The organism is Variovorax sp. 770b2 (genome assembly GCF_900115685.1).
Taxonomy (GTDB): Bacteria; Pseudomonadota; Gammaproteobacteria; order Burkholderiales; family Burkholderiaceae_C; genus Variovorax.
This window is the reverse complement of sequence record NZ_FOXJ01000001.1, coordinates 2,644,937-2,670,238: the sequence shown is the minus strand read 5'-3', so window position 1 is coordinate 2,670,238 and position 25,302 is coordinate 2,644,937. Positions and strand designations below refer to the sequence as shown.

Genomic DNA, 25,302 nt, shown 5'->3' with positions numbered 1-25,302 from the left:
GTGGGTTCGGGGAGGGTTTGCATCATGTGTTGGAGAGTTGTCGGATGACGCCGTCCAAGGCGTCGGGCACGGCTGCGGCCGGGTCGTGGGCGTTTGCCGCGATGGGCGGATCGCTGCTGGGCGCGGCTCTGCAGTTGCATCAGCCGGCGCTGTGGAAGGCGGGCGTCTACGCGGCCTTGCTGTTCGCAGGCGTGGCGGGTCTGCGGTGGCGCAGGGCCTTCGGGCGGCGGCGTCTGATTGCGGCGCTGGTGTGCGGCGCCATGGCCGGCGCGGGGCTCGCGGGCTGGCGGGCCGTGGCCTACGCAGGCGATGCGCTCGATCCGTCGCTCGAAGGTCGTGACCTGCGGGTGACCGGCGTGGTCTCGCAGATGCCGCAGCGCAACGAGACTGGAACGCGGTTTCATCTCGATGTCGAATCCGCGCGTTGGGCCGATGCGCGCAACGATGCGCCGCCTGTGGTGCCTTCGCGCATCGCGCTCGGTTGGTACGGAGAGAACACCGGGCTGTGGGGCCGTGCGACGGAGGGGCGTGCGGCTTCGTCCGTCGCCGTCGGCGCAGTGCATGCCGGCGACCGATGGCAACTCACGGTGCGGCTCAGGGCGCCGCACGGCAATCTCAATCCGCATGGCTTCGACAGCGAACTGTGGCTGTGGGAGCAGGGCGTGCATGCCAACGGCTACGTTCGCACCGGCGCACGCGATGCGGCACCGGTATACGTGGCGGGCACATGGTGGCATCCCATCGAGCGGGCACGCGAAGCGGTGCGCGACGCCGTGTTCGAGCGCGTGGCCGACCGCCGGCAGGCCGGCGTGATCGCCGCGCTGCTCACCGGCGACCAGGGCGCCATCGACCGGGCCGGCTGGGATGTGTTCAGGGCCACGGGCGTGGCGCACCTGATGTCGATCTCGGGTCTCCACATCACGATGTTCGCGTGGCTCGCCGCGCACATCGTGGGCGCGCTGTGGCGACGCAGCGGCCGGTTGATGCTGCGCCTGCCCGCGCCCCAGGCCGCGCTGATCGGCGGCGTGCTGCTGGCCACGCTCTACGCGCTTTTCAGCGGCTGGGGCGTGCCCTCGCAGCGCACCGTCTGGATGCTCGCCACCGTCGCATTGCTGCGCCTGACCGGCCGGCGCTGGCCGTGGCCGCACGTCTGGCTGCTGACGGCCGCGGTGGTGGTGGCGATCGATCCGTGGGCCTTGATGCAGGCGGGCTTCTGGCTCAGCTTCGTCGCGGTGGGCGTGCTCTTCGCCACCGATCCGACGGAAGCGGGCGAGAGGAAAGCAGGCGCCGCGAGCCGGCTGCTCCTGTTCTTTCGCGAGCAATGGGTGATCACGCTCGCGCTCACGCCGCTGAGCCTGCTGCTGTTCCAGCAGGTGTCCCTGGTGGGGCTGCTGGCCAATGCCATCGCGATTCCATGGGTCACGCTCGTGGTCACGCCGCTGGTCATGCTGGGCGCGATCGCGCCGCCGCTGTGGGACGTCGCGGCCTGGGCCGTGCAGGCGCTCGCGGTCCTGCTGCAATGGTTCGCGGGGCTGCCTTTCGCCACGCTGTCGATGGCCGCGCCGCCGTGGTGGATGGCAGCTTGCGGCGTGGCGGGCGGCGCGCTGCTCGCCATGCCGTTGCCGCGCTCGATGCGCGCGCTCGGCCTGCCGCTGCTGCTGCCCGTGCTGCTCTGGCAGATGCCGCGGCCCGCCGCCGGCGAGTTCGAACTGCTCGCGGCCGACATCGGGCAGGGCAGCGCGGTGCTGGTACGCACGGCAACGCACAGCCTGCTCTTCGATGCGGGTCCGCGCTACAGCCTCGAAAGCGACGCGGGCCATCGCGTGCTCGTGCCGCTGCTGCGCGCCTTCGGCGAGCGGCTCGACATGCTGGTGCTGAGCCACCGCGACATCGACCACACCGGCGGCGCGCCCGCGGTGCTCGCGATGCAGCCGCAAGCGGTGCTGCTCAGTTCGATCGAGGCCACGCATCCGCTGCGCGCGCAGCGCCCCGGCGAGGCGGGTGAGGTGTGCGAGGCCGGCCGGCAATGGGGGCAATGGGACTGGGACGGTGTGCATTTCGAAGTGCTGCATCCGCTTGCATCGGACTACACGGCCTTGGCGAAGCCGAACGCGGTCTCGTGCGTGCTGCGTATCGGCAATGGCCGCGCCACCGTGCTGCTGGCCGGCGACATCGAGCGCGACCAGGAGCGCGCGCTCGTGCAGCGCGGCGCACCGCTTGCGGCCGACGTGCTGCTGGTGCCGCACCATGGCAGCAAGACCTCTTCGAGCGAGGCGCTGCTCGATGCGGTGCATCCGCGCATCGCGCTGGTCCAGGCGGGCTACCGCAACCGGTTCGGACATCCGGCGAAAGAGGTGGTCGCGCGCTACACGGAGCGCGGCGTGCGGGTGGTGGAAAGCGTGCGCTGCGGCGCCGCGCAATGGACCAGCGTGCATCCCGCCGAGGTGACTTGCGAGCGCGAGCGCCACGCCCGCTACTGGCAACACCGCGTGCCCTGAAGCGCTGCCGGGTTTTCCCTCAAAAAGTTTCGCTGGCAGTAACTTTCCCGGGTTTTCTTGACCGGTGCTGGCGCGCGTCCTTCAATGACGCTGCAATCAAGGTTCCGTTGATTGAAACAAAGAGACAAACCGATGGCAGCCCGACCTCGTTCCGTTGCATCCGTCCTGGCCAACAGCGCCACCGAGCCGACCTCGTCGGTCGAGCGGGCCTGCCGCATCCTGCGGGCGCTCTCCGACCCCGGCATCGCGCGCCTCACCGACATCGCCCTGGCCACGGGCCTGGACAAGACCACCGTGCTGCGCGTGGTCGAGGTGCTGATGCGCGACGGCTTCGTGGTGCGCGATGCGCAGACCAAGCGCTACAGCCTGGGCGCCGAGTTGCTCGTGCTCGGCGCGGCGGCGCTCGCGCGCTTCGATCCGCGCCCGCTGGTGCGCCCGAGCCTGCTGCGGCTGACCGGCACTTTCGAGGACAGCGTGATCCTCTCGATCCCGAGCGGCATCGAGTCGCTGTGCGTCGACGTCGAGGAGGGCCGTTTTCCGATCCGCGCCAACTACCTCTCGGTGGGCAGCCGCCGCCCGCTCGGCGTGGGCGCCGGCAGCCTCGCGCTGCTCGCATGGATGCCTGAGGCCGAACGGCAGGCCGCGCTCGCGGTGATCGCGCCGCAGCTGCAGCGCTATCCGCGCATCACGCCCGAGCTGCTCGAGACCCGTGCCCTCGAAGCGCGCGAGCGCGGCTACGCGGTGCTGCTGGACGTGGTGGTCGAGCGCATGGGCGGCATCGCCGCGCCGATCCTGGGTGCCGACGGACGGCCGGTGGCGGCGATCAGCATCGCGGCGCTCAACGACCGCATCACTTCGCGCGAGGCCGAGCTGGCCAAGGCGCTCAAGCGCGAGTGCGCCACCTGCGAAGTGCTCTGGAGCGGTGCCGCGCACCAGAGCTCGCTGGCCACGCGCAGCGCCGGCCATCGAACGCGGGTGCACTGAGCATGACCCCTGCAAACGCTTTTCTCGTCGGCGCGGGCAACACCGCCTTCGGCCGTCACGAAGGCCGGGGTGCCATCGACCTCATGGCCGAGGCCGCGCAGCGGGCGCTCGACGCGGCGAGCCTGCAGCGCGCCGACATCGACGGCGTGCTCTGCGGCTACGCCACGACGCTGCCGCACCTGATGATTTCCACGCTCTTCTGCGAGCGCTTCTCGCTGCGGCCCGCCTATGCGCACAGCCTGCAGCTGGGCGGCGCCACGGGCTCGGCGATGCTGATGCTGGCGCGCGAGCTGGTGCGCGCCGGGCGTTGCCGCAACGTGCTGGTGGTGGCCGGCGAAAACCGGCTCAGCGGCCAGTCGCGCGACAGCGCCATCCAGACGCTCGCGCAGGTCGGCGATGCCGATTTCGAAGTGCCCAACGGCGCCTCGGTGCCGGCCTACTACGGGCTGCTCGCCTCGCGCTACATGCACGGGACCGGCACGCGCGAAGCCGACCTGGCCGAGCTGGCCGTGCTGATGCGCACGAATGCGGCGGGCCACCCCGATGCGCACCTGAAGACGCCGATCTCGGTGGACGACGTGCTCGCCTCCAAGCCGATCGCCGCGCCGCTCAAGCTGATGGACTGCTGCCCCATTTCCGACGGCGCGATGGCGCTCGTGGTGTCCTCGTCTTCGCGCGAAGGCGAGTGCGTGACGATGGCCGGCGCCGGGCAGGCGCACCGCCACCAGCACCTGAGCGCCATGGCCGACGTCATGCAATGCGGTGCGGCCGAAGCGGCGCAGCGCGCGTTCGGCGAGGCGGGGCTCTCTGCGCAAGACATCGACTGCCTCGGCATCTACGACTCCTTCACCATCACGCTGGCGATGCTGCTCGAAGAGATCGGCTTCGCGCCGCGCGGTGGCGCCGCCGCGCGCGTGCGCAACGGCGACTTCCGCGCAGACGGGCCGCTGCCGCTCAACACGCACGGCGGCCTGCTGTCGTTCGGCCACTGCGGCGTCGCGGGCGGCATGGCGCACACGGTCGAGGTCTTTCGCCAGATGACGGGGCAGGCGGGCGAGCGACAGCTGCGCCGTCCGCGCCACGCGTTCGTGCATGCGGACGGCGGCGTGATGTCCTCGCACGTGAGCCTCGTGCTTTCGCGCGGAGGTGCGGCATGAGCGCGCTCGCCGCACCCTTCGTCGAAGGCCTCGCGCGCCACGAGTTGCGCTACCAGTCGTGCACCGCCTGCGGCCACGCCCAGACGCTGGCCCGCTACGCCTGCGCCGCGTGCGGCAGCGCGCAGCTCGAATGGAAGACCGCCAGCGGCCGCGCGACCGTGCATTCGGCCACCGTCGTCTCGCGCGCGCCCTCCGACGAATTCCGCGCGCTCGCGCCGTACACGCTGGTGCTCGCCACGCTGGACGAAGGGCCACGCCTCATGGCGCACGCCGAGCCCGGCATGCGCATCGGCGACCGGGTTGCCGCCGGCTTCTTCACGCACGCAGGCCGCGTGCTCGTGCGCTTTGCGCGCGCGCCGGACTGGCCGAACTGAGCTGCGGCGCGCACCCCTCATCACAACCACAAGCAGGAGACAACCGCATGCATTCGATCCGATCCTTCGTCCGGCGGCAGTTGCCGGGCACGCTGGCTGGCCTGGGTGTGGCCGTGTGTCTCGCGGCCGCTCCCACGGCCCACGCACAGGGCTACCCGAACAAACCGGTCAAGCTGGTGGTGCCTTACCCGCCGGGCGGCCCGACGGACATCGTGGCGCGCGTGGTGGCGCAGAAGCTCTCGGAGCAGACCGGCCAGCAATTCATCATCGACAACCGGCCCGGCGCGGGCGGCAACACCGGCGCCGAGCTGGTGGCGCGCAGCGCGCCCGACGGCTACACGCTGGTGGTCGCGACCACGGCGCATGCGATCAACCCTTCGCTCTTCAAGAACCTCGGCTACAGGCTCACGAAAGACCTCGCGCCGGTGTCGCTGCTCACCAGCGGCCCGCTCGTGATCGTGGCCAACCCCGGGCTGCCCGCAAGGAACGTGGCCGAGCTCATCGCGCTGGCCAAGGCGAAACCCGGCGGGCTGAATTTCGCGTCGTCGGGCAACGGCCAATCGACGCATCTTGCGGCGGAGCTGTTCGCCTCGATGGCCGGCGTGAAGATGACCCACGTGCCGTACAAGGGCAGCGCCCCCGCGCTGACCGACGTGATGGGCAACCAGGCGCAGCTGATGTTCGACACCATGCTCTCGGCCATGCCGCAGGTGAAGGGCGGCAAGCTCAAGGCACTGGCCGTGACGAGCGCCAGGCGCTCGCCAGCGGCGCCCGAGCTGCCGACCGTGGCCGAGTCCGGCCTGCCGGGCTACGAAGCCATTGCATGGAACGGCCTGCTCGCGCCGGCCGGCACGCCGCCCGAGGTGATCGCGCGCCTGAACGCCGAGTTGAAGAAGGCGCTGGCGCTGCCCGAGGTGAAGGACAAGTTCGAGGCCCAGGGGTTCGCTGCGACATGGAACACGCCCGAGGCCTTCGGCGGCTTCCTGGACGCCGAAGTCCAGAAGTGGGCGCAGGTGGTGAAGGTGTCGGGCGCCACGCTGGACTGAACCCATGATCGATCCGGTTCAACTCAAGGCCTGGCCCTTCGCCGACATCGTCCACAGCTACACGGCGGACGACACGATGCGCTACGCCCTCGCGCTGGGCCTGGGCCGCGACCCGGTGGACGCGGCGCAACTGAAGTTCGTCAACGACACCGCCGCCGGCACGCCGCTCGCGCTGCCGACGATGGCGGTGGTGCTGGGCTTTCCCGGTTCGTGGATGCAGGATGCGGCCACCGGCATCGACTTCGCGCAGATCGTGCACGGCGAGGAGCGCGTGGTGTGGCACCGGCCGTTGCCCGCGGCCGGCACCGTGGTGGCGCGCCACCGCGTGACGCGCGTCGTCGACAAGGGGCCGGGGCGTGGCGCCACGGTCACCTACGACAAGGCGCTGTTCGACCACGCGAGCGGCGAGGCGCTCGCTACCGTCACGCACACGACCTTCGCGCGCGGCAACGGCGGCTTCGCGACCGAGGCGCAGCCGGGTGATGCGGCGCCTGAAGCGCCCGCGCTCGTGCCGCAGCGCGCGCCGGACATCGTGGTCGACATTCCGACGTTGCCGCAGCAGGCCTTGCTCTACCGGCTGTGCGCCGACCGCAACCCGTTGCACTCCGATCCCGAAGTCGCACGCGCTGCGGGCTTCGAGCGGCCGATCCTGCACGGCCTGTGCACCTGGGGCATCGCGGGCCATGCGGTGCTGGCGCATGCGTGCGGCAACGAGCCCGCGCGGCTGCAGAGCCTGTTCGCGCGCTTCTCGGCACCGGTCTTTCCGGGCGAGACGCTGCGCATCGAAATGCATCGCGACGGCGCAGACCTGTACTTCCGGGCCCGGGTGCCCGCGCGCGATCGCACCGTGCTCGACCACGGGCATGCGCGCATCGCCGACTGAATCAACAGGGAGACCTTCGATGACACAGCAGATCACACGCCGCCATTGCATTGCCGGCGGTGCCGCCGCGGCGGCCGCGCTGGCCTTTCCCTCGCTCGCGCAGCAGCCGTACCCGAGCCGGCCGGTGCGCTTCATCGTGCCGTTCCCCGCCGGCGGCCCGGTCGACACGACGGGGCGCGCCGTGGCGCAGAAGCTCTCGGAGCTCTGGGGCCAGCAGGCCATCATCGACAACCGCGCGGGCGCGGGCGGCATCGTCGGCGCGGACATCGCTTCCAGGTCGGTGGCCGATGGCTACAACCTCTTCGTGTGCAGCATCCATCACGCGGTGCTGCCCAGCCTGAAGCCCAAGCTGCCCTACGACATCGAGCGCGACTTCGTGCCGCTGAGCTTCGGCGCGCGGTTCCCGGTGGTGCTGGTGGCGCACCCGTCGCTGCCGGCGCGCAACGTGGCCGAGCTGATCGCGCTCGACAGGAAGGCGCCGGGCACGCTGAGTTTCGGTTCGTCGGGCAACGGCGGCGGCACGCACCTGGCGGGTGAGCTCTTCAACATGCAGGCGGGCACGAAGCTGCAGCACGTGCCGTACAAGGGCAGCGCGCCCGCGATGACCGACCTGCTGGGCGGGCAGGTGCAGCTGATGTTCGCCGACGCGCCCACGGCGCTCCCGCAGATCAAGGGCGGCAAGGTGCGCGCCATCGCGGTGGCGAGCGCGCGCCGCACGGTGCTGCTGCCCGATGTGCCGACGGTGGCCGAATCGGGCGTGGCGGGGCTGTCGGGCCTGTCCGGGTATGAGGCCTATTCGTGGGCTGCCTTCATGGCGCCGGCCGGCACGCCGAAGGACATCGTGCAGCGCCTGAGCGCCGACATCGGCCGCGCGCTGAACGACCCGCAGGTCAGCCTGCGGCTGCACGAGGTCGGCGCGGAGGCCGCACCGAGCACGCCCGAGGCGTTCGCGAAAACGCTGCATGCCGAGATCGCGAAGTGGACGCAGGTGGTGCGCACGGCCAACATCCGGATGGACTGACGATGAGCCTGGAAGAACCATCGAACGGCGCGCGCCTTCTCTCGCGGCGCGAAGGTGCCGTGCTGGTGCTGACCATCAGCAACCCGGCGGCGCGCAATGCGATGCACCCGTCGCTCTACCGCACCGCCACCGCGCTGCTGCGCGAGGCGGCGGCAGACCGCACGGTGCGCGCCATCGTGCTGGTGGGCGAGGGCGAGCACTTCTGCGGCGGCGGCGACGTCAAGCGCCTGGCCGACCAGCGCGGCCGTCCGCGCGAGGAACAGCTCGGCCACCTGGATGCGCTGCACGACTGGGTGATGGCGATGCAGGACGCACCGCAGCCCGTGATCGCCGCGGTCGAGGGCGCGGCGGCCGGCGGCGGTTTCTCGCTGTGCCTGGGGTGCGACCTCATCGTCGCGGCCGAGGACGCGAAGTTCGTCATGTCGTACGTGAAGCTGGCGCTCTCGCCCGATGGCGGCGGCTCCGATTCGCTGGCGCGCGCGCTGCCGCCGCAGGCCGCGCTGGAACTGCTGCTCGATGGTGGCGTCTGCAGCGCGCAGCGCCTGCATGCCTGGGGCGTGGTGAACCGTGTCGTGCCGCACGGCGAGGCGTTCGCCACGGCACTCGCGTGGGCGCAGCGACTGGCCGCCGGGCCTTTCGATGCGCAGGCGCGCATCAAGCAACTGGTGCACGCTGCGCGCGGGCGCACACGCCGCGACCAACTCGATGCCGAACGCGATGCCTTCGTCGACAACCTCTACGGCGACGAGTGCGGCGCGGGCATCGAAGCCTTCCTGTCGGCCCGCCGGCCACCGAAATCCTGAATGAAAGCGTCCATGTCAGACCTGCTCGAATCCGCACTGAACCCCAAGTCCGTCGCCGTCATCGGCGCCTCGGAGAACATCCACAAGATCGGCGGTCGGCCGATCTACTACATGCAGAAGCACGGCTTTGCCGGAAAGATCTACCCGATCAATCCGGCGCGTGAAGAGGTGCAGGGCTTGAAGAGCTACGCATCGATCGCCGCGCTGCCCGAGGCGCCCGACCTGGCGCTCGTGATCGTGGGCGGCGAGAAGGCCGTGGCCGCGGTGGACGAGTGCGCGGCGCGCGGCGTGAAGTCGGCGGTGGTCATCGCCTCGGGCTTCGGCGAGGCGGGCGAGGAAGGCCGCGAGGTGCAGAAGGCCATGGCCGACCGCGCACGCGCCGCCGGCATGCGCCTGTACGGCCCCAACACGCAGGGACTGGCCAACTTCGGCAATGGCGCCATCGCGGGGTTCTCGACCATGTTCGTCGAGGTGCCGCCGGCCGATGGTCCCATCGGCGTGGTGAGCCAGAGCGGCGGCATGAGCGCCATGGCCTATGGCCTCTTGCGCGGCCGTGGCCTGGGCGTGCGGCACGTGCACGCCACGGGCAACGAGGCCGACGTGACGGTGTCCGACCTCGCCTGGGCCGTGGCGCACGACCCGGACGTGAAGCTGCTGCTGCTGTACCTGGAGAACATCGCCAACCCCGGGATGCTGGCGCGCACCGCGGCCTACGCCCGTGAGCGCGACCTGCCGATCATCGCGGTGAAGGCCGGGCGCTCCGAGAGCGGGCAGAAGGCCGCGTCGTCGCACACCGGCTCGCTGGCCAACGAGGACCGGGCGGTCGATGCGTTTTTTCGCCACCACGGCATCTGGCGGGTGCGTGATCCGCATGCGCAGGCGCTGGCGGCCGAGGCGTATCTGAAGGGCTGGCGGCCCGAAGGCAGGCGGCTGGTGGTCATCAGCAATTCGGGTGCGAGTTGCGTGATGGGCGCGGATGCGTCGGAAGAATTCGGCCTGCCGCTGGCGGAGTTGTCGGCCGCGACGCGGCAGGACGTGGCGTCACGGCTGCCCGGCTTCGCGACCGCGACGAACCCGATCGACATCACCGCGGCGCTGCTGTCGAACAGCGGCCTCTTCGGCGACGTGCTGCCTGCCGTGGCGCAAGACCCGGCGGCCGATCTGTTCTTCATCAACATCCCGGTCGCGGGAGCGGGCTACGACGTCGAGGCCTTCGCGAACGACACTGCCAGGTTCGAGGCCGCCACTGGCAAGCCCGTGGTGGTCGCGGCCTGGCAGGCGTCGGTGGCCGCGCCGTTCAAGGCCCGCGGCATCCCGACGTATGTCAATGAAACGGAAGCGCTCGGCGTGCTCGCGCAACTGGCCTCGCACACCGCGCTGATGCGCCAGGTGCACGCACCGTGGCCGGAGGTGCCGCCGCCTTCGCTGCCAGAGGGGCGCGGGCGTTTCCTCAACGAGGCGCAGAGCCTGTCGCTGCTGGCCGCGCACGGCATTCCCGTGGTGGCGCATCGCCTTTGCCGCAGTGCGGCCGAGGCGCGCGATGCCTGGGGCGCGGTGGGCGGCCCGGCAGTGGTGAAGGCCTGTTCGGCCGACGTGCCGCACAAGTCGGAGCACGGGCTGGTGGCGCTGTACGTCGACAGCGCCGATGCAGCCGCGGCGTTGTTCGATGCCCAGTGGGCCAGGCTGGCGGACCTCGGCGCGGCGCAGGAGGGCGTGGTCGTCGCAGCCATGCACAAGGGGCGGCACGAATTCATGGTGGGCGCGCGCCACGACCCGGTCTTCGGGCCGGTCGTGGTGGTGGGCGATGGCGGCAAGTACGTGGAAGCGCTGCAGGACATCGCGGTGCTGATCCCGCCTTTCGACGCTGCCGGCGTGCATGCGGCGCTCAAGGGATTGCGCATCGCGCCCCTGCTGGAGGGCGTGCGGGGAGAACCGCCGCTGGACGTGGCGGCGCTCTGCGCGGTGGTCGTGGCGGTGGGCCGGCTGATCGCCGCGGCGCCGGGCGGCATCGCCTCCATCGACGTCAATCCGGTGATGGTCGGCGCCAGGGGCGAAGGCGCCATGGTCGTCGATGCGCTGGTCGAGCGGCACTGACGGGGTAATCGCCAAAACTGTGAACTAATTGTTAAACCAAAGGGAGATGGCGGGTTGCTTCGTCGCGAATCGCGGCGCCTGATGCGTTATATCGTTCCGAAACAACATGAGGAGGCGGCATGTTTCACAAGAACAGGCGTCGGCACCAACCCATCGGCAGGCGGGCGCCATGATGTCCGCGGCCGTGCCTGCCATCACCAGCGCCGGGGCAGCTCCCGCCTCTGCCGCGAAACTCCAGATGCACCGCGAGGGAGCCGTGCTGGTGCTGACCATCAGCAACCCCGCGGCGCGCAACACCGTCAATCCGTCGATCTACCGCGCCGCCGCGAAGGCGATACGTGCCGCTGCGGGCTTTCGCACCGTCCGCGCGATCGTGCTGACCGGGGAGGGCGAGCATTTCTGCGTCGGCGGCGACCTGCGGCGGCTCGTGCGGCAGCGCAAGCTCCCGCAATCGGAGCAGCTGGCCCATTCCGACGCGCTGAACGAATGGGTCATGGCGATGCAGGAAGCACCCCAGCCCGTCATCGCCGCCGTGGAGGGCACGGCGGCGGGCAGCGGCTTTTCGCTTTGCCTGGCGTGCGACCTGGTCGTGGCGGCCGAGGATGCGGAATTCGTGATGTCCAACGTCAACTTCGGCCTGTCGATCGACGGCGGTGGCACCGATTCGCTGGTGCGCTCGCTGCCGCCGCAGGCCGTGATCGAGATCCTGCTGGGCGGCTCGGTCCAGCATGCCCGGCGGCTGCATGACTGGGGCGTGGTGAACAGGATCGTGCCGCGCGGCACGGCCTACGCCGTCGCGCTCGCCTGGGCGCAGAAGCTCGCGCAAGGCCCGTTCGACGTGCAGGCCCGCATCAAGGAGCTGGTTTATTCGGCGCGCGGCCGCAGCCGCCGGGAGCAACTCGAGGCCGAGCGCGGCGTGCTGGTCGAAAGCCTCTACAGCGACGAAAGCGGCAAGCGCATCAAGGAATTTCTCACGGCCCGCACGAAGGGATAGCGCGGCAACGGCCATTTCCCGGTCTTTCGGCTTCGCATAAGGGGTTCTACTGGCCCTGAACTTGCTAAGCTATGGCTCAAGGAGATTGGTCGTTCCATGCACAAATTCGATGAGATGTATGAGCAGTTGCCCTATGCGGGGGCTGCAATCCGACAGCACTACAAGCGCTACGACCAATGGCTTGCGAAGCAACCCGGTGAGGTGATGCGATCGCGGCGCGAAGAGGCGGAACTGATCTTCCGCCGGGTCGGCATCACCTTCGCGGTGTATGGCGCCAAGGACGAGGACGGCTCGGGCACCGAGCGGCTCATTCCATTCGACCTGCTGCCCCGCATCATTCCCGCCCACGAGTGGGACAGCATGGAAAAGGGGCTGGTGCAGCGCGTGACGGCGCTCAACCGCTTCCTGCATGACGTCTACCACGACCAGGAAATCATCAAGGCCGGCATCATTCCGGCCGAGCAGATCCTGAACAACGCGCAGTTCCGCCCCGAGATGATGGGCGTCACGGTGCCGCACAACGTCTATTCGAACATCTCGGGCATCGACATCGTCCGCGCCCCCGATGCCGACGGCAACGGCGAGTACTACGTGCTCGAAGACAACCTGCGGGTGCCCAGCGGCGTGAGCTACATGCTGGAGAACCGCAAGATGATGATGCGGCTCTTCCCCGAGCTCTTCAACCAGAACCGCATCGCGCCGGTCGCCCACTACCCCGACCTGCTGCTGGAAACCCTGCGCGCGAGCGCACCCCCGGCCACGGCCGAGCCCACGGTGGTGGTGCTCACGCCCGGCATGTACAACAGCGCCTACTTCGAGCACGCCTTCCTCGCGCAGCAGATGGGCATCGAGCTGGTCGAGGGGCAGGACCTGTTCGTCAAGGACGACTTCGTCTACATGCGCACCACGCGCGGCCCCCGGCGCGTGGACGTCATCTACCGCCGCGTGGACGACGACTTCCTGGACCCCGACGTGTTCCGCTCCACCTCCACGCTCGGCACGGCCGGCCTCATGCGCGCCTACCGCGCGGGCAACGTGGTGATCTGCAATGCGGTGGGCACCGGCGTGGCCGACGACAAGTCGATCTACCCCTACGTGCCCAAGATGATCGAGTTCTACCTCGGCGAGAAGCCGATCCTGAAGAACGTGCCCACCTACATGTGCCGCAACAAGGACGAGCTGCAGTACACGCTGGACAACATGAAGGACCTGGTCGTGAAGGAGGTGCACGGCGCCGGCGGCTACGGCATGCTGATCGGCCCGGCTGCCACGCACGCCGAGATCGAGGACTTCAAGAAGGCCGTGATCGCCAAGCCCGACGGCTACATCGCGCAGCCCACGCTGAGCCTGTCGACCTCGCCGACTTTTGTCGACGCCGGCATCGCGCCGCGCCACATCGACCTGCGTCCCTTCGTGCTCTCGGGCAAGGAAGTGCAGATGGTGCCGGGCGGCCTCACGCGCGTGGCGCTCAAAGAGGGTTCGCTGGTGGTCAACTCGTCGCAAGGCGGCGGCACCAAGGACACCTGGATTCTGGAGGCCGAGCGCGCGCCCAAGGCGCCCTCGCAGTCCCAGTCGCAAAGCCAAACCCAAACGTCATCGGTCTGAGTGCAAGCAAGAAGGAATTAGGAGAACACACGATGCTTTCACGCACCGCAGATCACCTCTACTGGATGTCCCGCTACACCGAGCGCGCCGAGAACACCGCGCGCATGCTGGACGTCAACTACCAGACCTCGCTCCTGCCGCAGTCGGCCGAAGTGGCCAAGTACGGCTGGCAGGGCGTGCTGTCCATCAGCGAACTGCTGCCGCTGTACAACAAGAAGTACGAGCAGATCACGCCGCACGACGTGATGGAGTTCATGGTCAAGGACGAGAGCAATGCCTCCTCGATCGTCTCCTGCCTGAAGGCCGCGCGCGAGAACGCGCGTGCCGTGCGCGGCGCGCTCACCACCGAGGCCTGGGAAACGCAGAACACCACCTGGCTCGAAGTCAACCGCATGCTGCGTGCGGGCGATTTCGAGCGCGACCCGGGCCAGTTCTTCGAATGGGTCAAGTTCCGCTCGCACCTCTCGCGCGGCGTGACGCTGGGCACGATGCTGCAGGACGAGGCGTTCTACTTCTCGCGCCTGGGCACTTTTCTCGAACGCGCCGACAACACCGCGCGGCTGGTGGACGTGAAGTTCCACGCGCTGAACAGCGAGTTCTTCGGTGCCGCCACCGAGGAAGACCAGGAGTACGACTTCTATCACTGGAGCGCGATCCTGCGCAGCGTCTCGGCCTTCGAGGTCTACCGCAAGGTGTACCGCGACGTGATCAAGCCCGAGCGCGTGGCCGAGCTCTTGATTCTTCGCGCCGACATGCCGCGTTCGCTGCACGCGAGCCTGGCCGAGGTGGTCAACAACCTCGCGAAGGTGCAGAACGAGCAGAGCGCCGAAACCCAGCGCCGCGCCGGCAAGCTCCTGGCCGACCTGCAGTACGCGCGGGTCGACGAGATCCTGGCGACCGGGCTGCATGCCTACCTCACGCAGTTCCTCGACCGGGTGAACGAACTGGGTGGGCGGATCAGCCAGGACTTCCTCGTCCCGGCGCATTGAGCAAGGCGCGCCGTCCACGCGGCGCGCACTTCGTGTTTTCGCCTTCCCGCTGGCGGGGCGGCATCCGCGGCCCGGCAAAGCCTGTTCCGCGTATCCTGGCCTGAGCCCCCGGTTCCCTGTCAGCGCGAGAACGACTCGACGGCCACCGGGATCTTCGGCGCCTGCCACCGGTAGGCATCGCCCAGCACATTGCGCTCGGGCATCTGCCCGTTCCACTGGAGCTTGAGCAGGTCCATCAGCGTCCACCCTGCCCAGTCCGCGCGAAAGGGCTGCTGTTGCGCGGCACCGTCCGGCAGCGGTTCGCGGTTGCGCCAGACGACGGCCGGGATGCGGTAGCCCGACGCGGTCGACGGGCTGTGGCCCGCGCGGTCGCTGCCGTGGCCGACCTCCTGGCCGTGATCCGAGAGGTACATCCACGCGCGGTATTCGTCCGGCTTGCCCGCGCTGCGCGTCTGCTGCAGCAGCTCGGACACCACGAAGTCGTGATACAGCAGCGCCGCGTCGTACTCCTGGCGAAAGCGCCGCACCCAGGCGGAGCGGCCGTCCTTCACGAGGCCGGTCTCGACCGCATCGACGTCGTCGTCGAACGGGTTGGCATTCTCGGGAAAGCGCAGGCTGTAGTGCGGGTGCGCGCCCATCAGGTGGACCACGATGAGCTTGCGGTCGGTGCTCGTGTCGGCAAAGGCCTCCTGCACGCAGTCCAGGATCTCGCCGTCCAGCGAGGCGCTGGCGCGGCCCGGCGTCCGGTTGACCATGTCCACCACGTCGGCCAGGCGCGCGTGCTGCTGCTCGATGGCCAGGTCGTCGTGGTTGCTGATCCACCAGACCTTGTAGCCGGCAGCGCGTGCCAGGGCCAGCAGGTGCGGCGGGTTCTCACTCTCCGGCAGACCGAAGTGGAACATGTTGCGCAGCGCGGGCAGGGTGCTCGCATCCACCGACCACGCGTTCTTCAGCACCGCCATCTGGTCGCCGGCCTGCGCCTTGTGCGCCTGCAGGCGCGGCGTGGTCGGGCGGCCGTAGCCGTAGAGCGCCATGTTGTCGCGGTTGATGCTGTCGGTGATGACCAGCACCACCGTGGAAGGGCCGGCCTGCAACGCCACGGGCGCGATGGCCCGGGCCTGCGCCATCGCGCGGTCGCGCACCTTCTCCTGGTCGGCCCAGGCGGCGCGCAGCGTGTGCACCGACTGCGACCAGCCGGCCCAGAAGATCGCGGGATGCAACCGGCGCCACGGCTTGCTCGCATAGGCCACGCAGGCGATCAGCAGCACGACGAGCACCAGCGACCGCGTCCAGAACGGTGACCGCGATGCGCGCACGGAAGATTCAGTCGCATCGAAGGCCGCGCCGCGCCGCGCGAACATGCCCACGAGCACGCCGGCCACAGCGAGCGCCCCCGACCAGACGACGGCCGAGCGCCAATGCATCCACAGGTATTCCGTGCTTTCGCGCGCATTGGTGTTGGCCGCCGCGCCGAGCACCATCGCGCCGTCGGGCGCGGCCTGGTAGGTGTCGAGCAGGTACGCGCGCACCGCGCCGTCCAGCGCGAAGCCCATGGCCCAGAGCCACACGAGCACCGTGCGCAAGCGCCGCATGCGCGCGCTGCGCAACGGCCACGCGAGCCACAGCACCATCGGCGCTGCGAGCACCGCGAGCTGGGCGATGCGGCGGCCGTCGTGGCCCAGCGCGATCAGTGCGAAGAGCGTGGCACCGACCACGCCGCAGGCGAGCAGGGCGCTCTTGCGGGAGGCGTTTCGGGGAACGGGTGCGTCGGGGGGAAAAGAAGTCAAGCGGGCAACGCGGCGAGTCGGGGGCGTGCGCATTCTGCGTCGGCGCATGCGCTGCGAGGCCCAGTGTCCCGATGGTCGCGGGGGCTATGCAGGCGCTTCGGGATATCCCGCGGAACTTATCGCGCCGCACGGCCCCAGATGGGCTCGCCCGGCAAGGCACGTCCCCGCCGGACATTCCCGAAGCCCCTAGAAAGGAAACCTCCCTCCATGTCCAGATTCAGCCGGCTGCCCGCGCTCCTGCTCGCCTTCGTCCTCTCGTGGATGGCCCTGCCTTCCGCGTCGGCCGCACCCCAGAAACAGATGGTCAGCGTCGCGGTCAACACACTGAACATGCGCACCGGCCCCGGCCAGCGCTACGAGACGCACTGGACCGTGAGCAAGGGCTACCCGTTCCGCGTCATCGGCAGGAAGGGCGATTGGTTGCGCGTCAGCGACTTCGAGAACGACAAGGCCTGGATCTTCCGGCCGATGACCCACAAGACGCCGCACCACGTGGTGAAGGCGAAGGTGGCCGTGCTGCGCAAGTCGCCGAGCGCGCGCAGCCCGGTCGTGAAGCGGGCGGTCTACGGCGATGTGCTCAGAACCCTCGAGCGCCGGGGCGACTGGGTCAAGGTCACGCACGAAACCGGGGGCACCGGCTGGGTCGCGCGGCGCCTGGTCTGGGGCTGGTAGCCCGAAAAAAACCTCAGGTCGCCGTGGCCTGACGCACCGCGCGCTCCCAGCGCGCCATCGATTCCCCGGCCTGCGCGCGGCCCATCGTCGGCAGGAAGCGCCGCTCCACCTTCCACAGTTTGGAGAGCTGGCGTGCATCGGCATAGACGCCGGTCGACAGGCCCGCGAGGTACGCGGCGCCGAGCGCGGTGGTCTCGATGACTTCGGGCCGCACCACCGGAATGCCCAGCAGGTCGGCCTGGAACTGCATCAGCAGGTCGTTGACGCTCGCGCCGCCGTCCACGCGCAGTTCGGCCACCGGCTTGCCGCCGGCTGCCACCGCGTCGCGGCTCATGGCCTGCAGCAGCGCGGCGCTCTGGTAGGCGATGCTTTCCAGCGCGGCGCGCGCGATGTGCGCGACGGTCGTGCCGCGCGTGAGCCCGGTGATCGTGCCGCGCGCATCGGCGTCCCAGTAGGGCGCGCCGAGGCCGGTGAAGGCCGGCACCATCATCACGCCGCCCGCGTCGGGCACGCTCTCGGCGAGCGACTGCACCTCGGCGCTGCCCTTGATCGCCTTGAGCCCGTCGCGCAGCCACTGCACCACCGCGCCGCCGACGAACACGCTGCCTTCCATCGCGTACTGCGGCGTGGTGTCGGTCTGCGCGGCGCTGGTCACGAGCAGGCCGTTGTGCGAAGGCTGGAACGCGCCGCCCGTGTGCATCAGCAAAAAACAGCCGGTGCCGTAGGTGTTCTTGGCCATGCCGGCCTCGAAGCAGGCCTGGCCGAAGAGGGCGCTCTGCTGGTCGCCCGCCACGCCGCCGATGGGCAGGGTGTGGCCCAGCAGTTCGGCATCGGTGTCGGCGAAGTGCGAGCTCGACGGCTGCACCGTCGGCAGCAGCGCGGCCGGAATCTTCAGTGCGGCGAGCAGCTCGGCGTCCCATTCGTTCCTGTGCACGTTGAACAGCATCGTGCGCGAGGCGTTGCTCACGTCCGTCACGTGCACCTTGCCGCCGGTGAGCTGCCACATGAGCCAGCTGTCGACGGTGCCGAAGGCCAGCTCGCCGCGCTCGGCCTGGGCGCGCGCGCCGGGCACGTTGTCCAGCAGCCAGCGCAGCTTGGTGCCGGAGAAGTACGCGTCGATCACGAGGCCGGTCTTCTCGCGGATGGTGTCCGTCATGCCTTCCTCGCGCAGCTGCGCGCACAGCGGCTCGGCGCGGCGGTCCTGCCAGACGATGGCGTGATGAACAGGCTGGCCGGTCTTGCGGTTCCACAGCACGGTGGTCTCGCGCTGGTTGGTGATGCCGATGGCGTGGATGTCGGCGGGCTTGAGCTTCGCCTTCACGAGCACGTCGCGCGCGGTGGCGAGCTGGCTGCGCCAGATTTCCATCGGGTCGTGCTCGACCCAGCCGGGCTGCGGGTAGATCTGCGTGAGCTCCTTCTGCGCGATGGCGACGATGCGGCCCTCGCGGTCGAACACGATGCTGCGGGAGCTGGAGGTGCCTTGGTCGAGGGCGAGCAGGTAGGTGGTCGTCATTCGGAATCCGTTCCTTGTTTCAGTGGCCGCGTGCGATCTCGAGGCGCACCTGCGCGGCATGCAGCAGGTCGGCGAACGGCGCGGGCGGCGCAGCGTCGGTGAAGAGGCGATCGATCTGCGAGAGCGTGCCCAGCTGGATCATCGCCGGCCGGTTGAACTTGCTCGCGTCCGCCGCGAGCCACACCTCGCGCGCCTGCGCAATGATGGTCTGCGCCACCTTCACCTCGCGCAGGTCGAAGTCGCGCAGCGACCCGTCGGCCTCGATGCTCGAGACGCCGATGAGCGCGATGTCCACCTTGAACTGGCGGATGAAATCGATGGTGGCCTCGCCCACGATGGCGCGGTCGCGCGCGCGCACCGAGCCGCCGGCCACGATCACCTCGCACGAGGCGTTGCCGCTCAGGATGGTCGCCACGTTCAGGTTGTTGGTGATCACGCGCAGGCCCGTGTGGCGCATCAGCGCCTTGGCGATGGCCTCGGTGGTGGTGCCGATGTTCAGGATCAGCGAGCAGTCGTTGGGCACCAGCTCGGCCACGCGCTGCGCGATGCGCGCCTTGCCTTCGGCGTGCAGGGTTTCGCGCTGCTGGTAGCCGATGTTCTCGGTGGTCGAGCTGGGTACGCGCACGCCGCCGTGAAAGCGCGTGAGCAATCCCTCGTCGGCCAGCCGCTGCACGTCGCGCCGCACGGTCTGCAGGGTCACGCCCAGCATGTCGGCCAGTTGCTCGACGGTGACGGAGCCGCGCGTGCGCACGGTGTCCAGGAGGTTGATCTGGCGCGGGTTGGAATTCACAGGGGCGTCGTGGAAAGCAGGAAGACTGCAGGGAGGGTACAGGCCGGGTCACTTTAAAGCGAACCAAAACGAACCCGACTAAGGGAAAACTCGGAGGAAAATCGCGCCAAAAGGAATCCAAATGAAAAAAACCGAAAATACAATGGCGCCCTCCAGTGACCAAAGTCACGATTCAACGGGCCCCATTCCTGTGAGCGATTTCTCCCCTGACTCGCCTCTGCCAACGACCGAATGCGATGTGCTGATCGTCGGCGGCGGCATCAACGGCTGCGGCATCGCACGCGACCTTGCCGGCCGCGGCTGGCGCGTCGTGCTGTGCGAAAAGGACGACCTCGCCTCGCACACGTCTTCTTCTTCCACCAAGCTGATCCACGGCGGCCTGCGCTACCTGGAGTACTACGAGTTCTCGCTCGTGCGCAAGGCGCTGCAGGAGCGCGAGGTGCTGCTCAAGAGCGCGCCGCACATCATGTGGCCGCTGCGCTTCGTGATGCCGCACGACCCCTCGATGCGGCCGGCCTGGATGATCCGCATCGGCCTGTTCATGTACGACCATCTCGCCAAGCGCGAAGTGCTGCCGGGCTCGCGCAGCGTCGACCTGCGCAAGCACGCGGCCGGCAAGCCATTGAAGGACCAATACAAGCGCGGCTTCGTGTATTCCGACGGATGGGTCGACGACGCGCGCCTGGTGGTGCTGAACGCGCTCGATGCGCAGGCGCGCGGCGCCCAGGTGCTCACGCGCACTCGCTGCACCCATGCGCGTCGCGATGCCGATGGCTGGACGGCCACGCTCGAAGGCCCGCAGGGAACGCGCACCGTGCGTGCGCGCGCCGTGGTGAATGCCGCGGGCCCGTGGGCCGAATCGTTCCTGCGCGGCGTGGCGCAATCGGCCAAGGGCGAATCGCTGGCCACCAAGAGCCTGCGCCTGGTGAAGGGCAGCCACATCATCGTGCCGCGCCTGTTCGAGCACGACCATGCCTACATCTTCCAGAACCCCGACAAGCGGATCATCTTCGCGATCCCCTACCAGGACGAGTTCACGCTGATCGGCACCACCGACATCGAGCTGAACGGCGACGACCCCGGCGCCGCGCGCATCGCACAGGAAGAGATCGACTACCTCTGCACGCAGGCCAGCCGCTATTTCGAGAAGGCCATCGTGCCGGCCGACGTGGTGTGGACCTACTCGGGCGTGCGCCCGCTGCTGGACGACGCCTCGGGCGACCCTTCGGCCGTCACGCGCGACTACATGCTCGAGTCGAACACCACCGCCGCGCCGCTGCTGTCGGTGTGGGGCGGCAAGATCACCACCTTCCGCAAGCTCGCGGAGGACGCGGCCGACGAGGTCGGCAAGATGCTGGGCCAGTCGAACGCGCAGCGTCCCGCCTGGACCGATGGCGCGTTCCTCGCCGGTGGCGACCTGTCGGCATGGATCGGCGCCGCGCGGCGGCCCGACGACGATTTCGAACGTTTCGTGTCGGCCGTGCAGGCGAAATACCCATGGCTCTACGGCAAGCTCACGCGCCGCCTGGCGCGCGCCTACGGCGCCCGGGTGTCGCAACTGCTGGGCGATGCGAAATCGCTGGCCGACCTGGGCCCCGCCGTGGCGCCCGACCTGCACGAGCGCGAACTGCGCTTCCTGCAGACCCATGAATGGGCCGTGAGCTCGGACGACGTGCTCTGGCGCCGCTCCAAGCTGGGCCTGCACTACACGCCGGCCGAGCGCGAGCAGGTCGCGGCCTGGCTGCAGGCCAACGCGAAGAACAACAAAGCGGAAGTGGAGGTGAGCTGATGCAGCTGACTCTGGAGCGCGTCACCAAGAAGGTCGGCGCGCAGACATGGCTCTACGAACAGAGCATCGTGCCCAAGAGCGGCGCGGTGACCGTGCTGCTGGGCGCCACGCAGGCCGGCAAGACCAGCCTGATGCGCCTGATGGCGGGGCTCGATACGCCGACGACGGGCAAGGTGCTGGTCGACGGAAAGGACGTGACCGGCATGCCGGTGCGCGAGCGCAACGTCGCCATGGTCTACCAGCAGTTCATCAACTACCCGTCGCTGAAGGTGTCCGACAACATCGCCTCGCCGCTCAAGCTGCGCGGCGAGAAGAACATCGATGCGCGCGTGAAGGCGCTGGCCGACAAGCTGCACATCGGCATGTTCCTGGACCGCCTGCCGGCCGAGCTCTCGGGCGGGCAGCAGCAGCGCGTGGCGCTGGCGCGTGCGCTGGCCAAGAACGCACCGCTGATGCTGCTCGACGAGCCGCTGGTGAACCTGGACTACAAGCTGCGCGAGGGCCTGCGCGAGGAGCTCACGCAGCTCTTCGCCACCGGCGACTCCACGGTGATCTACGCGACCACCGAACCCGGCGAGGCATTGCTGCTCGGTGGCTACACGGCCGTGATGGACGCGGGCGAACTGCTGCAATACGGCCCGACCGCCGAGGTGTTTCATGCGCCGCAGTCGCTGCGCGTGGCGCGCGCCTTCAGCGATCCGCCGATGAACCTTCTGGCCGGCACCGCAACGGCCGGCCAGGTGCAACTGGCGGGTGGTCCGGCGCTGGCGCTGGCGTTGCCCGAAAGTGTTTCGGGCGCGGTCACCGTCGGGCTGCGCGCGAGTGCATTGAACGTGGGCGCGGGCGAGGGCGACATCGCCTTGCCCGGCAAGGTGGAGCTGGCCGAGATCTCGGGCTCCGACACCTTCGTGCACGTCGATACGCCAGTGGGCGAACTGGTGGCGCAGCTCACCGGCGTGCACCGCTTCGAGCTGGGCGCTTCGATCACGCTGTACTTCAGCGCTCGCCAAGCCTATGTGTTCGATGCCAGCGAAAAGCTGGCGCTCGCGCCCGCATGGCGCAAAGGAAACTGAGATGGCACGCATCGATCTCGACCTGGCCCACGCCTACCGCCCCAACCCCACGCAAGACAGCGACTATGCGCTGCTGCCGCTGAAGATGAGTTTTCGCGACGGCGGCGCGTATGCCTTGCTCGGCCCTTCGGGCTGCGGCAAGACGACCATGCTCAACATCATCTCGGGCCTGCTGGTGCCGTCGCATGGCTCGGTGACCTTCGACGGCCGCGACATGACGCGCGCCACGCCGCAGGAGCGCAATATTGCGCAGGTGTTCCAGTTCCCGGTGATCTACGACACCATGACCGTGGCCGAGAACCTCGCGTTCCCGCTGCGCAACCGCAAGGTGCCCGAAGACCAGATCAAGAAGCGCGTGGGCGAGATCGCCGAGATGCTGGACATGAGCGGCCAGCTCAACCAGCGCGCGGCGGGCCTGGCGGCCGACGCCAAGCAGAAGATCTCGCTGGGCCGGGGCCTGGTGCGCAGCGACGTGTCGGCCGTGCTCTTCGACGAGCCGCTCACGGTGATCGACCCGCACCTGAAGTGGCAGCTGCGCCGCAAGTTGAAGCAGATCCATCGCGAGCTGAAGCTCACGCTCATCTACGTGACGCACGACCAGGTCGAGGCGCTCACCTTCGCCGAAGAGGTGGTGGTCATGACGCGCGGCAAGGCCGTGCAGGTGGGCAGCGCCGAGGCGCTGTTCGAGCGGCCCGCCCACACCTTCGTCGGCCACTTCATCGGTTCGCCGGGCATGAACTTCCTGTCGGCGAAAAGCGCGAACGGCGCGCTCGAAGTGGCGGGCACGCCGCTCGTGCCGACACGCGAACTGCCGCAGGGGCCGCTGAAGATCGGCATCCGCCCCGAGTACCTGCGCCTGTCGAACGCCGGTGCCGCGGGCGCCGTGCCCGCGGTGGTCAAGCAGGTGCAGGACGTCGGCACGCACGCGATGCTGAGCGCGCAGGTCGACGGCAGCGTGATCAAGGTGCGGCTGCACTCCGACGAGCAGCCGCCCGCAGTGGGAGACACGGTGTGGCTGCGGGTGCTCGATGCCCACACCTGCTATTACAAGGACGAGGAACTGGTCGCATGAACGCAACCAACAAGCCGATCAATCAAAAAGCCTGGTGGCTCGTGCTGCCGGTGCTGATCTGCGTGGCCTTCTCGGCCATCGTGCCGCTGATGACGGTGGTCAACTACTCGGTGCAGGACATCATCTCGCCCGAGCGCCGCGTGTTCGTGGGCACCGAGTGGTTCGCTTCGGTGATGCGCGACGACGAGCTGCACCAGGCGCTGTGGCGCCAGCTGGGCTTCTCGCTGTCGGTGCTGCTGGTAGAGATTCCGCTGGGCATCGGCCTGGCGCTCTCGATGCCGGCCAAGGGCTGGAAGTCGTCGGCGGTGCTGGTGGTGGTGGCGCTCTCGCTCCTGATTCCCTGGAACGTGGTGGGCACCATCTGGCAGATCTACGGCCGCGCCGACATTGGCCTCCTGGGCCATGCGCTGCAGGTCATGGGCATCGACTACAACTACACGGGCAGCGCGACCGACGCCTGGCTCACGGTGCTGGTGATGGACGTGTGGCACTGGACGCCGCTGGTGGCGTTGCTCTGCTATGCGGGCCTGCGCTCGATTCCCGACGCGTACTACCAGGCTGCGCGCATCGACGGCGCGAGCAAGTTCGCGGTGTTCCGCTACATCCAGCTGCCCAAGATGCGCGGCGTGCTGATGATCGCGGTGCTGCTGCGCTTCATGGACAGTTTCATGATCTACACGGAGCCCTTCGTGCTGACGGGCGGCGGGCCGGGCAACGCGACCACGTTCCTGAGCCAGTACCTCACGCAGAAGGCGGTGGGTCAGTTCGACCTCGGGCCGGCGGCGGCGTTCTCGCTCATTTATTTCCTGATCATTCTCTTGTTCTGCTTCGTGCTCTACAACTGGATGCAGCGGGTGGGTACGCAGGAAGTGGAGGTGGAGAAATGAATCCGTCGCCGAGCCGCCTCGAGGCGGATGCGCCCCCTCGGGGGGAAGGCGCGCAGCGCCAAGGGGGCCAACATGTCTGAGAAGAGATTCCACAAGCGCAGCATCTTCTTGCTGCTGTACATCCTGTTCGCGCTGTTGCCCATCTACTGGATGATCAACATGAGCTTCAAGACGAACGAGGAAATTCTCTCGAGCTTCTCGTTCTTCCCGCAGCAGCTCACCTGGGCCAACTACGCGCGCATCTTCACCGACGAGTCGTGGTACTCGGGCTACATCAACAGCCTGATCTACGTGGCGATCAACACGGTGATCTCGCTCGCCGTGGCGCTGCCGGCGGCCTACGCGTTCTCGCGCTATTCGTTCCTTGGCGACAAGCACGTGTTCTTCTGGCTGCTGACCAACCGCATGACGCCGCCCGCGGTGTTCCTGCTGCCGTTCTTCCAGCTCTACAGCACCGTGGGCCTCATGGACACGCACCTGGGCGTGGCGCTCGCGCACCTCTTGTTCAACGTGCCGCTGGCGGTGTGGATCCTGGAAGGCTTCATGAGCGGCATTCCGCGCGAGATCGACGAGACGGCGTACATCGACGGCTATTCGTTCCCGCGCTTCTTCCTCACCATCTTCCTGCCGCTCATCAAGGCGGGCGTGGGCGTGGCGGCGTTCTTCTGCTTCATGTTCAGCTGGGTCGAGCTGCTGCTGGCGCGCACGCTCACCAGCGTGAATGCCAAGCCCATCGTCGCGACGATGACGCGCACGGTGAGCGCCTCGGGCATGGACTGGGCGACGCTGGCTGCGGCGGGCGTGCTCACCATCGTTCCGGGCGCGATCGTGATCTGGTTCGTGCGTCACTACATCGCGAAGGGTTTCGCGATGGGCCGCGTTTAAGGAGGTCGAAAGATGTTCGACTGGATGGTCTGGACCACCCCGGTGGCCGTGTTCTTCATCTGCATCGCGCTCATGCTGGTCGGCATGACGGTGTGGGAGTTCAAGTCGCCCACGGTCATGCGGCGCGGCTGGCTGCCCATTGCCACGACGCGCGGCGACCGGCTCTTCATCGGCCTGCTGTCCGCGGCCTACGTGAACCTGATCTTCATCGGCCTGGCCGGCAAGTTCCAGGAGTGGATGAGCCTGGAGGCCGAGCCCTCGATCTGGATCAGCTTCGTGCTGTCGATGTTCGTGCTGGCCCTTGTGATGCGCAAAGGCTAGGCCTACCGATTTTCGAGACGCGTCCGGCTCTCCGCCTCCCCGGAGCCGCGATGGAAAAACCGGGG

The 25,302-nt window shown here is 68.7% G+C and carries 22 protein-coding genes; 19 read left to right on the top strand and 3 right to left on the bottom strand.

The features are described from left to right. The first annotated feature begins 44 nt into the window (after positions 1-44). From BM133_RS12255 to BM133_RS12200, 12 genes are all read left to right on the top strand, one after another. Positions 45-2,498, top strand: a complete 2,454-nt coding sequence (locus tag BM133_RS12255) for a DNA internalization-related competence protein ComEC/Rec2 (protein ID WP_093434028.1) — start codon at positions 45-47, stop codon at positions 2,496-2,498. A 132-nt stretch (positions 2,499-2,630) separates the two neighbouring features. Then, positions 2,631-3,482, top strand: coding sequence for an IclR family transcriptional regulator (locus tag BM133_RS12250; RefSeq protein ID WP_093434027.1), 852 nt, complete (start codon positions 2,631-2,633; stop codon positions 3,480-3,482). A 2-nt stretch (positions 3,483-3,484) separates the two neighbouring features. Next, positions 3,485-4,639: a thiolase family protein gene (locus BM133_RS12245; RefSeq protein WP_093434025.1), complete on the top strand. Its 1,155-nt coding sequence runs from the start codon at positions 3,485-3,487 to the stop codon at positions 4,637-4,639. Continuing rightward, on the top strand, positions 4,636-5,013 hold the full coding sequence (locus tag BM133_RS12240; RefSeq protein ID WP_093434024.1) for a Zn-ribbon domain-containing OB-fold protein: 378 nt from the start codon (positions 4,636-4,638) through the stop codon (positions 5,011-5,013). Before BM133_RS12245 ends, BM133_RS12240 begins: the two co-directional genes overlap by 4 nt. Positions 5,014-5,060: 47 nt before the next feature. Next, positions 5,061-6,059 (top strand): tripartite tricarboxylate transporter substrate binding protein, encoded by a 999-nt coding sequence (locus BM133_RS12235; protein WP_093434022.1) that lies wholly within the window; start codon positions 5,061-5,063, stop codon positions 6,057-6,059. Between the two features lie 4 nt (positions 6,060-6,063). Then, complete coding sequence (locus BM133_RS12230) at positions 6,064-6,942, top strand: MaoC/PaaZ C-terminal domain-containing protein (RefSeq protein ID WP_093434021.1); 879 nt, start codon at positions 6,064-6,066, stop codon at positions 6,940-6,942. Then, entirely contained in the window at positions 6,923-7,963 is a 1,041-nt protein-coding gene (locus BM133_RS12225) for a tripartite tricarboxylate transporter substrate binding protein (RefSeq protein ID WP_371286322.1), read from the top strand. The genes BM133_RS12230 and BM133_RS12225 overlap by 20 nt, the downstream gene beginning before the upstream one ends. A 2-nt stretch (positions 7,964-7,965) precedes the next feature. Then, positions 7,966-8,766, top strand: a complete 801-nt coding sequence (locus tag BM133_RS12220) for an oxepin-CoA hydrolase, alternative type (protein ID WP_093434018.1) — start codon at positions 7,966-7,968, stop codon at positions 8,764-8,766. 12 nt (positions 8,767-8,778) lie between these two features. Further along, entirely contained in the window at positions 8,779-10,860 is a 2,082-nt protein-coding gene (locus tag BM133_RS12215) for an acetate--CoA ligase family protein (RefSeq protein WP_093435288.1), read from the top strand. A 169-nt stretch (positions 10,861-11,029) separates the two neighbouring features. Next, entirely contained in the window at positions 11,030-11,854 is an 825-nt protein-coding gene (locus BM133_RS12210; protein ID WP_093434016.1) for an oxepin-CoA hydrolase, alternative type, read from the top strand. Positions 11,855-11,950: 96 nt separating this feature from the next. Beyond that, the gene (locus BM133_RS12205) at positions 11,951-13,459 is read left to right on the top strand and encodes a circularly permuted type 2 ATP-grasp protein (RefSeq protein WP_093434015.1); all 1,509 of its coding nucleotides are present in this window, start codon (positions 11,951-11,953) and stop codon (positions 13,457-13,459) included. 32 nt (positions 13,460-13,491) lie between these two features. Then, the gene (locus tag BM133_RS12200) at positions 13,492-14,448 is read left to right on the top strand and encodes an alpha-E domain-containing protein (RefSeq protein ID WP_093434013.1); all 957 of its coding nucleotides are present in this window, start codon (positions 13,492-13,494) and stop codon (positions 14,446-14,448) included. A gap of 119 nt (positions 14,449-14,567) precedes the next feature. Here BM133_RS12200 and BM133_RS12195 read toward each other — a convergent pair whose 3' ends face one another. Then, the gene (locus BM133_RS12195) at positions 14,568-16,235 is read right to left on the bottom strand and encodes a sulfatase-like hydrolase/transferase (RefSeq protein WP_256219156.1); all 1,668 of its coding nucleotides are present in this window, start codon (positions 16,233-16,235) and stop codon (positions 14,568-14,570) included. A 207-nt stretch (positions 16,236-16,442) separates the two neighbouring features. Here BM133_RS12195 and BM133_RS12190 point away from each other — a divergent pair, with 207 nt between their 5' ends. After that, a complete protein-coding gene (locus BM133_RS12190) occupies positions 16,443-16,907 on the top strand; it encodes an SH3 domain-containing protein (RefSeq protein ID WP_093434012.1) in 465 nt (154 codons plus the stop codon). A 13-nt stretch (positions 16,908-16,920) separates the two neighbouring features. Here BM133_RS12190 and glpK read toward each other — a convergent pair whose 3' ends face one another. After that, the gene (gene glpK / locus BM133_RS12185; RefSeq protein ID WP_093434010.1) at positions 16,921-18,420 is read right to left on the bottom strand and encodes a glycerol kinase GlpK; all 1,500 of its coding nucleotides are present in this window, start codon (positions 18,418-18,420) and stop codon (positions 16,921-16,923) included. 19 nt (positions 18,421-18,439) lie between these two features. Then, on the bottom strand, positions 18,440-19,210 hold the full coding sequence (locus BM133_RS12180; RefSeq protein WP_093434009.1) for a DeoR/GlpR family DNA-binding transcription regulator: 771 nt from the start codon (positions 19,208-19,210) through the stop codon (positions 18,440-18,442). Positions 19,211-19,331: 121 nt separating this feature from the next. On the opposite strand from BM133_RS12180, the gene glpD reads away from it, so the two are divergent. From glpD to BM133_RS12150, 6 genes are all read left to right on the top strand, one after another. Next, complete coding sequence (glpD, locus tag BM133_RS12175; protein ID WP_093434007.1) at positions 19,332-20,999, top strand: glycerol-3-phosphate dehydrogenase; 1,668 nt, start codon at positions 19,332-19,334, stop codon at positions 20,997-20,999. Further along, positions 20,999-22,072: an ABC transporter ATP-binding protein gene (locus tag BM133_RS12170; RefSeq protein WP_093434006.1), complete on the top strand. Its 1,074-nt coding sequence runs from the start codon at positions 20,999-21,001 to the stop codon at positions 22,070-22,072. Before glpD ends, BM133_RS12170 begins: the two co-directional genes overlap by 1 nt. Position 22,073: 1 nt before the next feature. Continuing rightward, the gene (locus BM133_RS12165) at positions 22,074-23,144 is read left to right on the top strand and encodes an ABC transporter ATP-binding protein (protein ID WP_093434004.1); all 1,071 of its coding nucleotides are present in this window, start codon (positions 22,074-22,076) and stop codon (positions 23,142-23,144) included. Then, positions 23,141-24,031: a carbohydrate ABC transporter permease gene (locus BM133_RS12160; RefSeq protein ID WP_093434003.1), complete on the top strand. Its 891-nt coding sequence runs from the start codon at positions 23,141-23,143 to the stop codon at positions 24,029-24,031. Before BM133_RS12165 ends, BM133_RS12160 begins: the two co-directional genes overlap by 4 nt. Positions 24,032-24,103: 72 nt before the next feature. Beyond that, positions 24,104-24,916, top strand: coding sequence for a carbohydrate ABC transporter permease (locus tag BM133_RS12155; RefSeq protein WP_093435286.1), 813 nt, complete (start codon positions 24,104-24,106; stop codon positions 24,914-24,916). A 12-nt stretch (positions 24,917-24,928) separates the two neighbouring features. Then, complete coding sequence (locus BM133_RS12150; protein ID WP_093434001.1) at positions 24,929-25,237, top strand: DUF2160 domain-containing protein; 309 nt, start codon at positions 24,929-24,931, stop codon at positions 25,235-25,237. Positions 25,238-25,302 lie beyond the last annotated feature (65 nt).

Excerpts from the sequence above, each read along its gene's own strand:
- BM133_RS12255 (WP_093434028.1), top strand. The coding sequence starts at position 45 with ATGACGCCGTCCAAGGCGTCGGGCACGGCTGCGGCCGGGTCGTGGGCG.
- BM133_RS12250 (WP_093434027.1), top strand. The coding sequence starts at position 2,631 with ATGGCAGCCCGACCTCGTTCCGTTGCATCCGTCCTGGCCAACAGCGCC.
- BM133_RS12245 (WP_093434025.1), top strand. The coding sequence starts at position 3,485 with ATGACCCCTGCAAACGCTTTTCTCGTCGGCGCGGGCAACACCGCCTTC.
- BM133_RS12240 (WP_093434024.1), top strand. The coding sequence starts at position 4,636 with ATGAGCGCGCTCGCCGCACCCTTCGTCGAAGGCCTCGCGCGCCACGAG.
- BM133_RS12235 (WP_093434022.1), top strand. The coding sequence starts at position 5,061 with ATGCATTCGATCCGATCCTTCGTCCGGCGGCAGTTGCCGGGCACGCTG.
- BM133_RS12230 (WP_093434021.1), top strand. The coding sequence starts at position 6,064 with ATGATCGATCCGGTTCAACTCAAGGCCTGGCCCTTCGCCGACATCGTC.
- BM133_RS12225 (WP_371286322.1), top strand. The coding sequence starts at position 6,923 with ATGCGCGCATCGCCGACTGAATCAACAGGGAGACCTTCGATGACACAG.
- BM133_RS12220 (WP_093434018.1), top strand. The coding sequence starts at position 7,966 with ATGAGCCTGGAAGAACCATCGAACGGCGCGCGCCTTCTCTCGCGGCGC.
- BM133_RS12215 (WP_093435288.1), top strand. The coding sequence starts at position 8,779 with ATGTCAGACCTGCTCGAATCCGCACTGAACCCCAAGTCCGTCGCCGTC.
- BM133_RS12210 (WP_093434016.1), top strand. The coding sequence starts at position 11,030 with ATGATGTCCGCGGCCGTGCCTGCCATCACCAGCGCCGGGGCAGCTCCC.
- BM133_RS12205 (WP_093434015.1), top strand. The coding sequence starts at position 11,951 with ATGCACAAATTCGATGAGATGTATGAGCAGTTGCCCTATGCGGGGGCT.
- BM133_RS12200 (WP_093434013.1), top strand. The coding sequence starts at position 13,492 with ATGCTTTCACGCACCGCAGATCACCTCTACTGGATGTCCCGCTACACC.
- BM133_RS12190 (WP_093434012.1), top strand. The coding sequence starts at position 16,443 with ATGTCCAGATTCAGCCGGCTGCCCGCGCTCCTGCTCGCCTTCGTCCTC.
- glpK (WP_093434010.1), bottom strand. The coding sequence starts at position 18,420 with ATGACGACCACCTACCTGCTCGCCCTCGACCAAGGCACCTCCAGCTCC.
- glpD (WP_093434007.1), top strand. The coding sequence starts at position 19,332 with ATGAAAAAAACCGAAAATACAATGGCGCCCTCCAGTGACCAAAGTCAC.
- BM133_RS12170 (WP_093434006.1), top strand. The coding sequence starts at position 20,999 with ATGCAGCTGACTCTGGAGCGCGTCACCAAGAAGGTCGGCGCGCAGACA.
- BM133_RS12165 (WP_093434004.1), top strand. The coding sequence starts at position 22,074 with ATGGCACGCATCGATCTCGACCTGGCCCACGCCTACCGCCCCAACCCC.
- BM133_RS12160 (WP_093434003.1), top strand. The coding sequence starts at position 23,141 with ATGAACGCAACCAACAAGCCGATCAATCAAAAAGCCTGGTGGCTCGTG.
- BM133_RS12155 (WP_093435286.1), top strand. The coding sequence starts at position 24,104 with ATGTCTGAGAAGAGATTCCACAAGCGCAGCATCTTCTTGCTGCTGTAC.
- BM133_RS12150 (WP_093434001.1), top strand. The coding sequence starts at position 24,929 with ATGTTCGACTGGATGGTCTGGACCACCCCGGTGGCCGTGTTCTTCATC.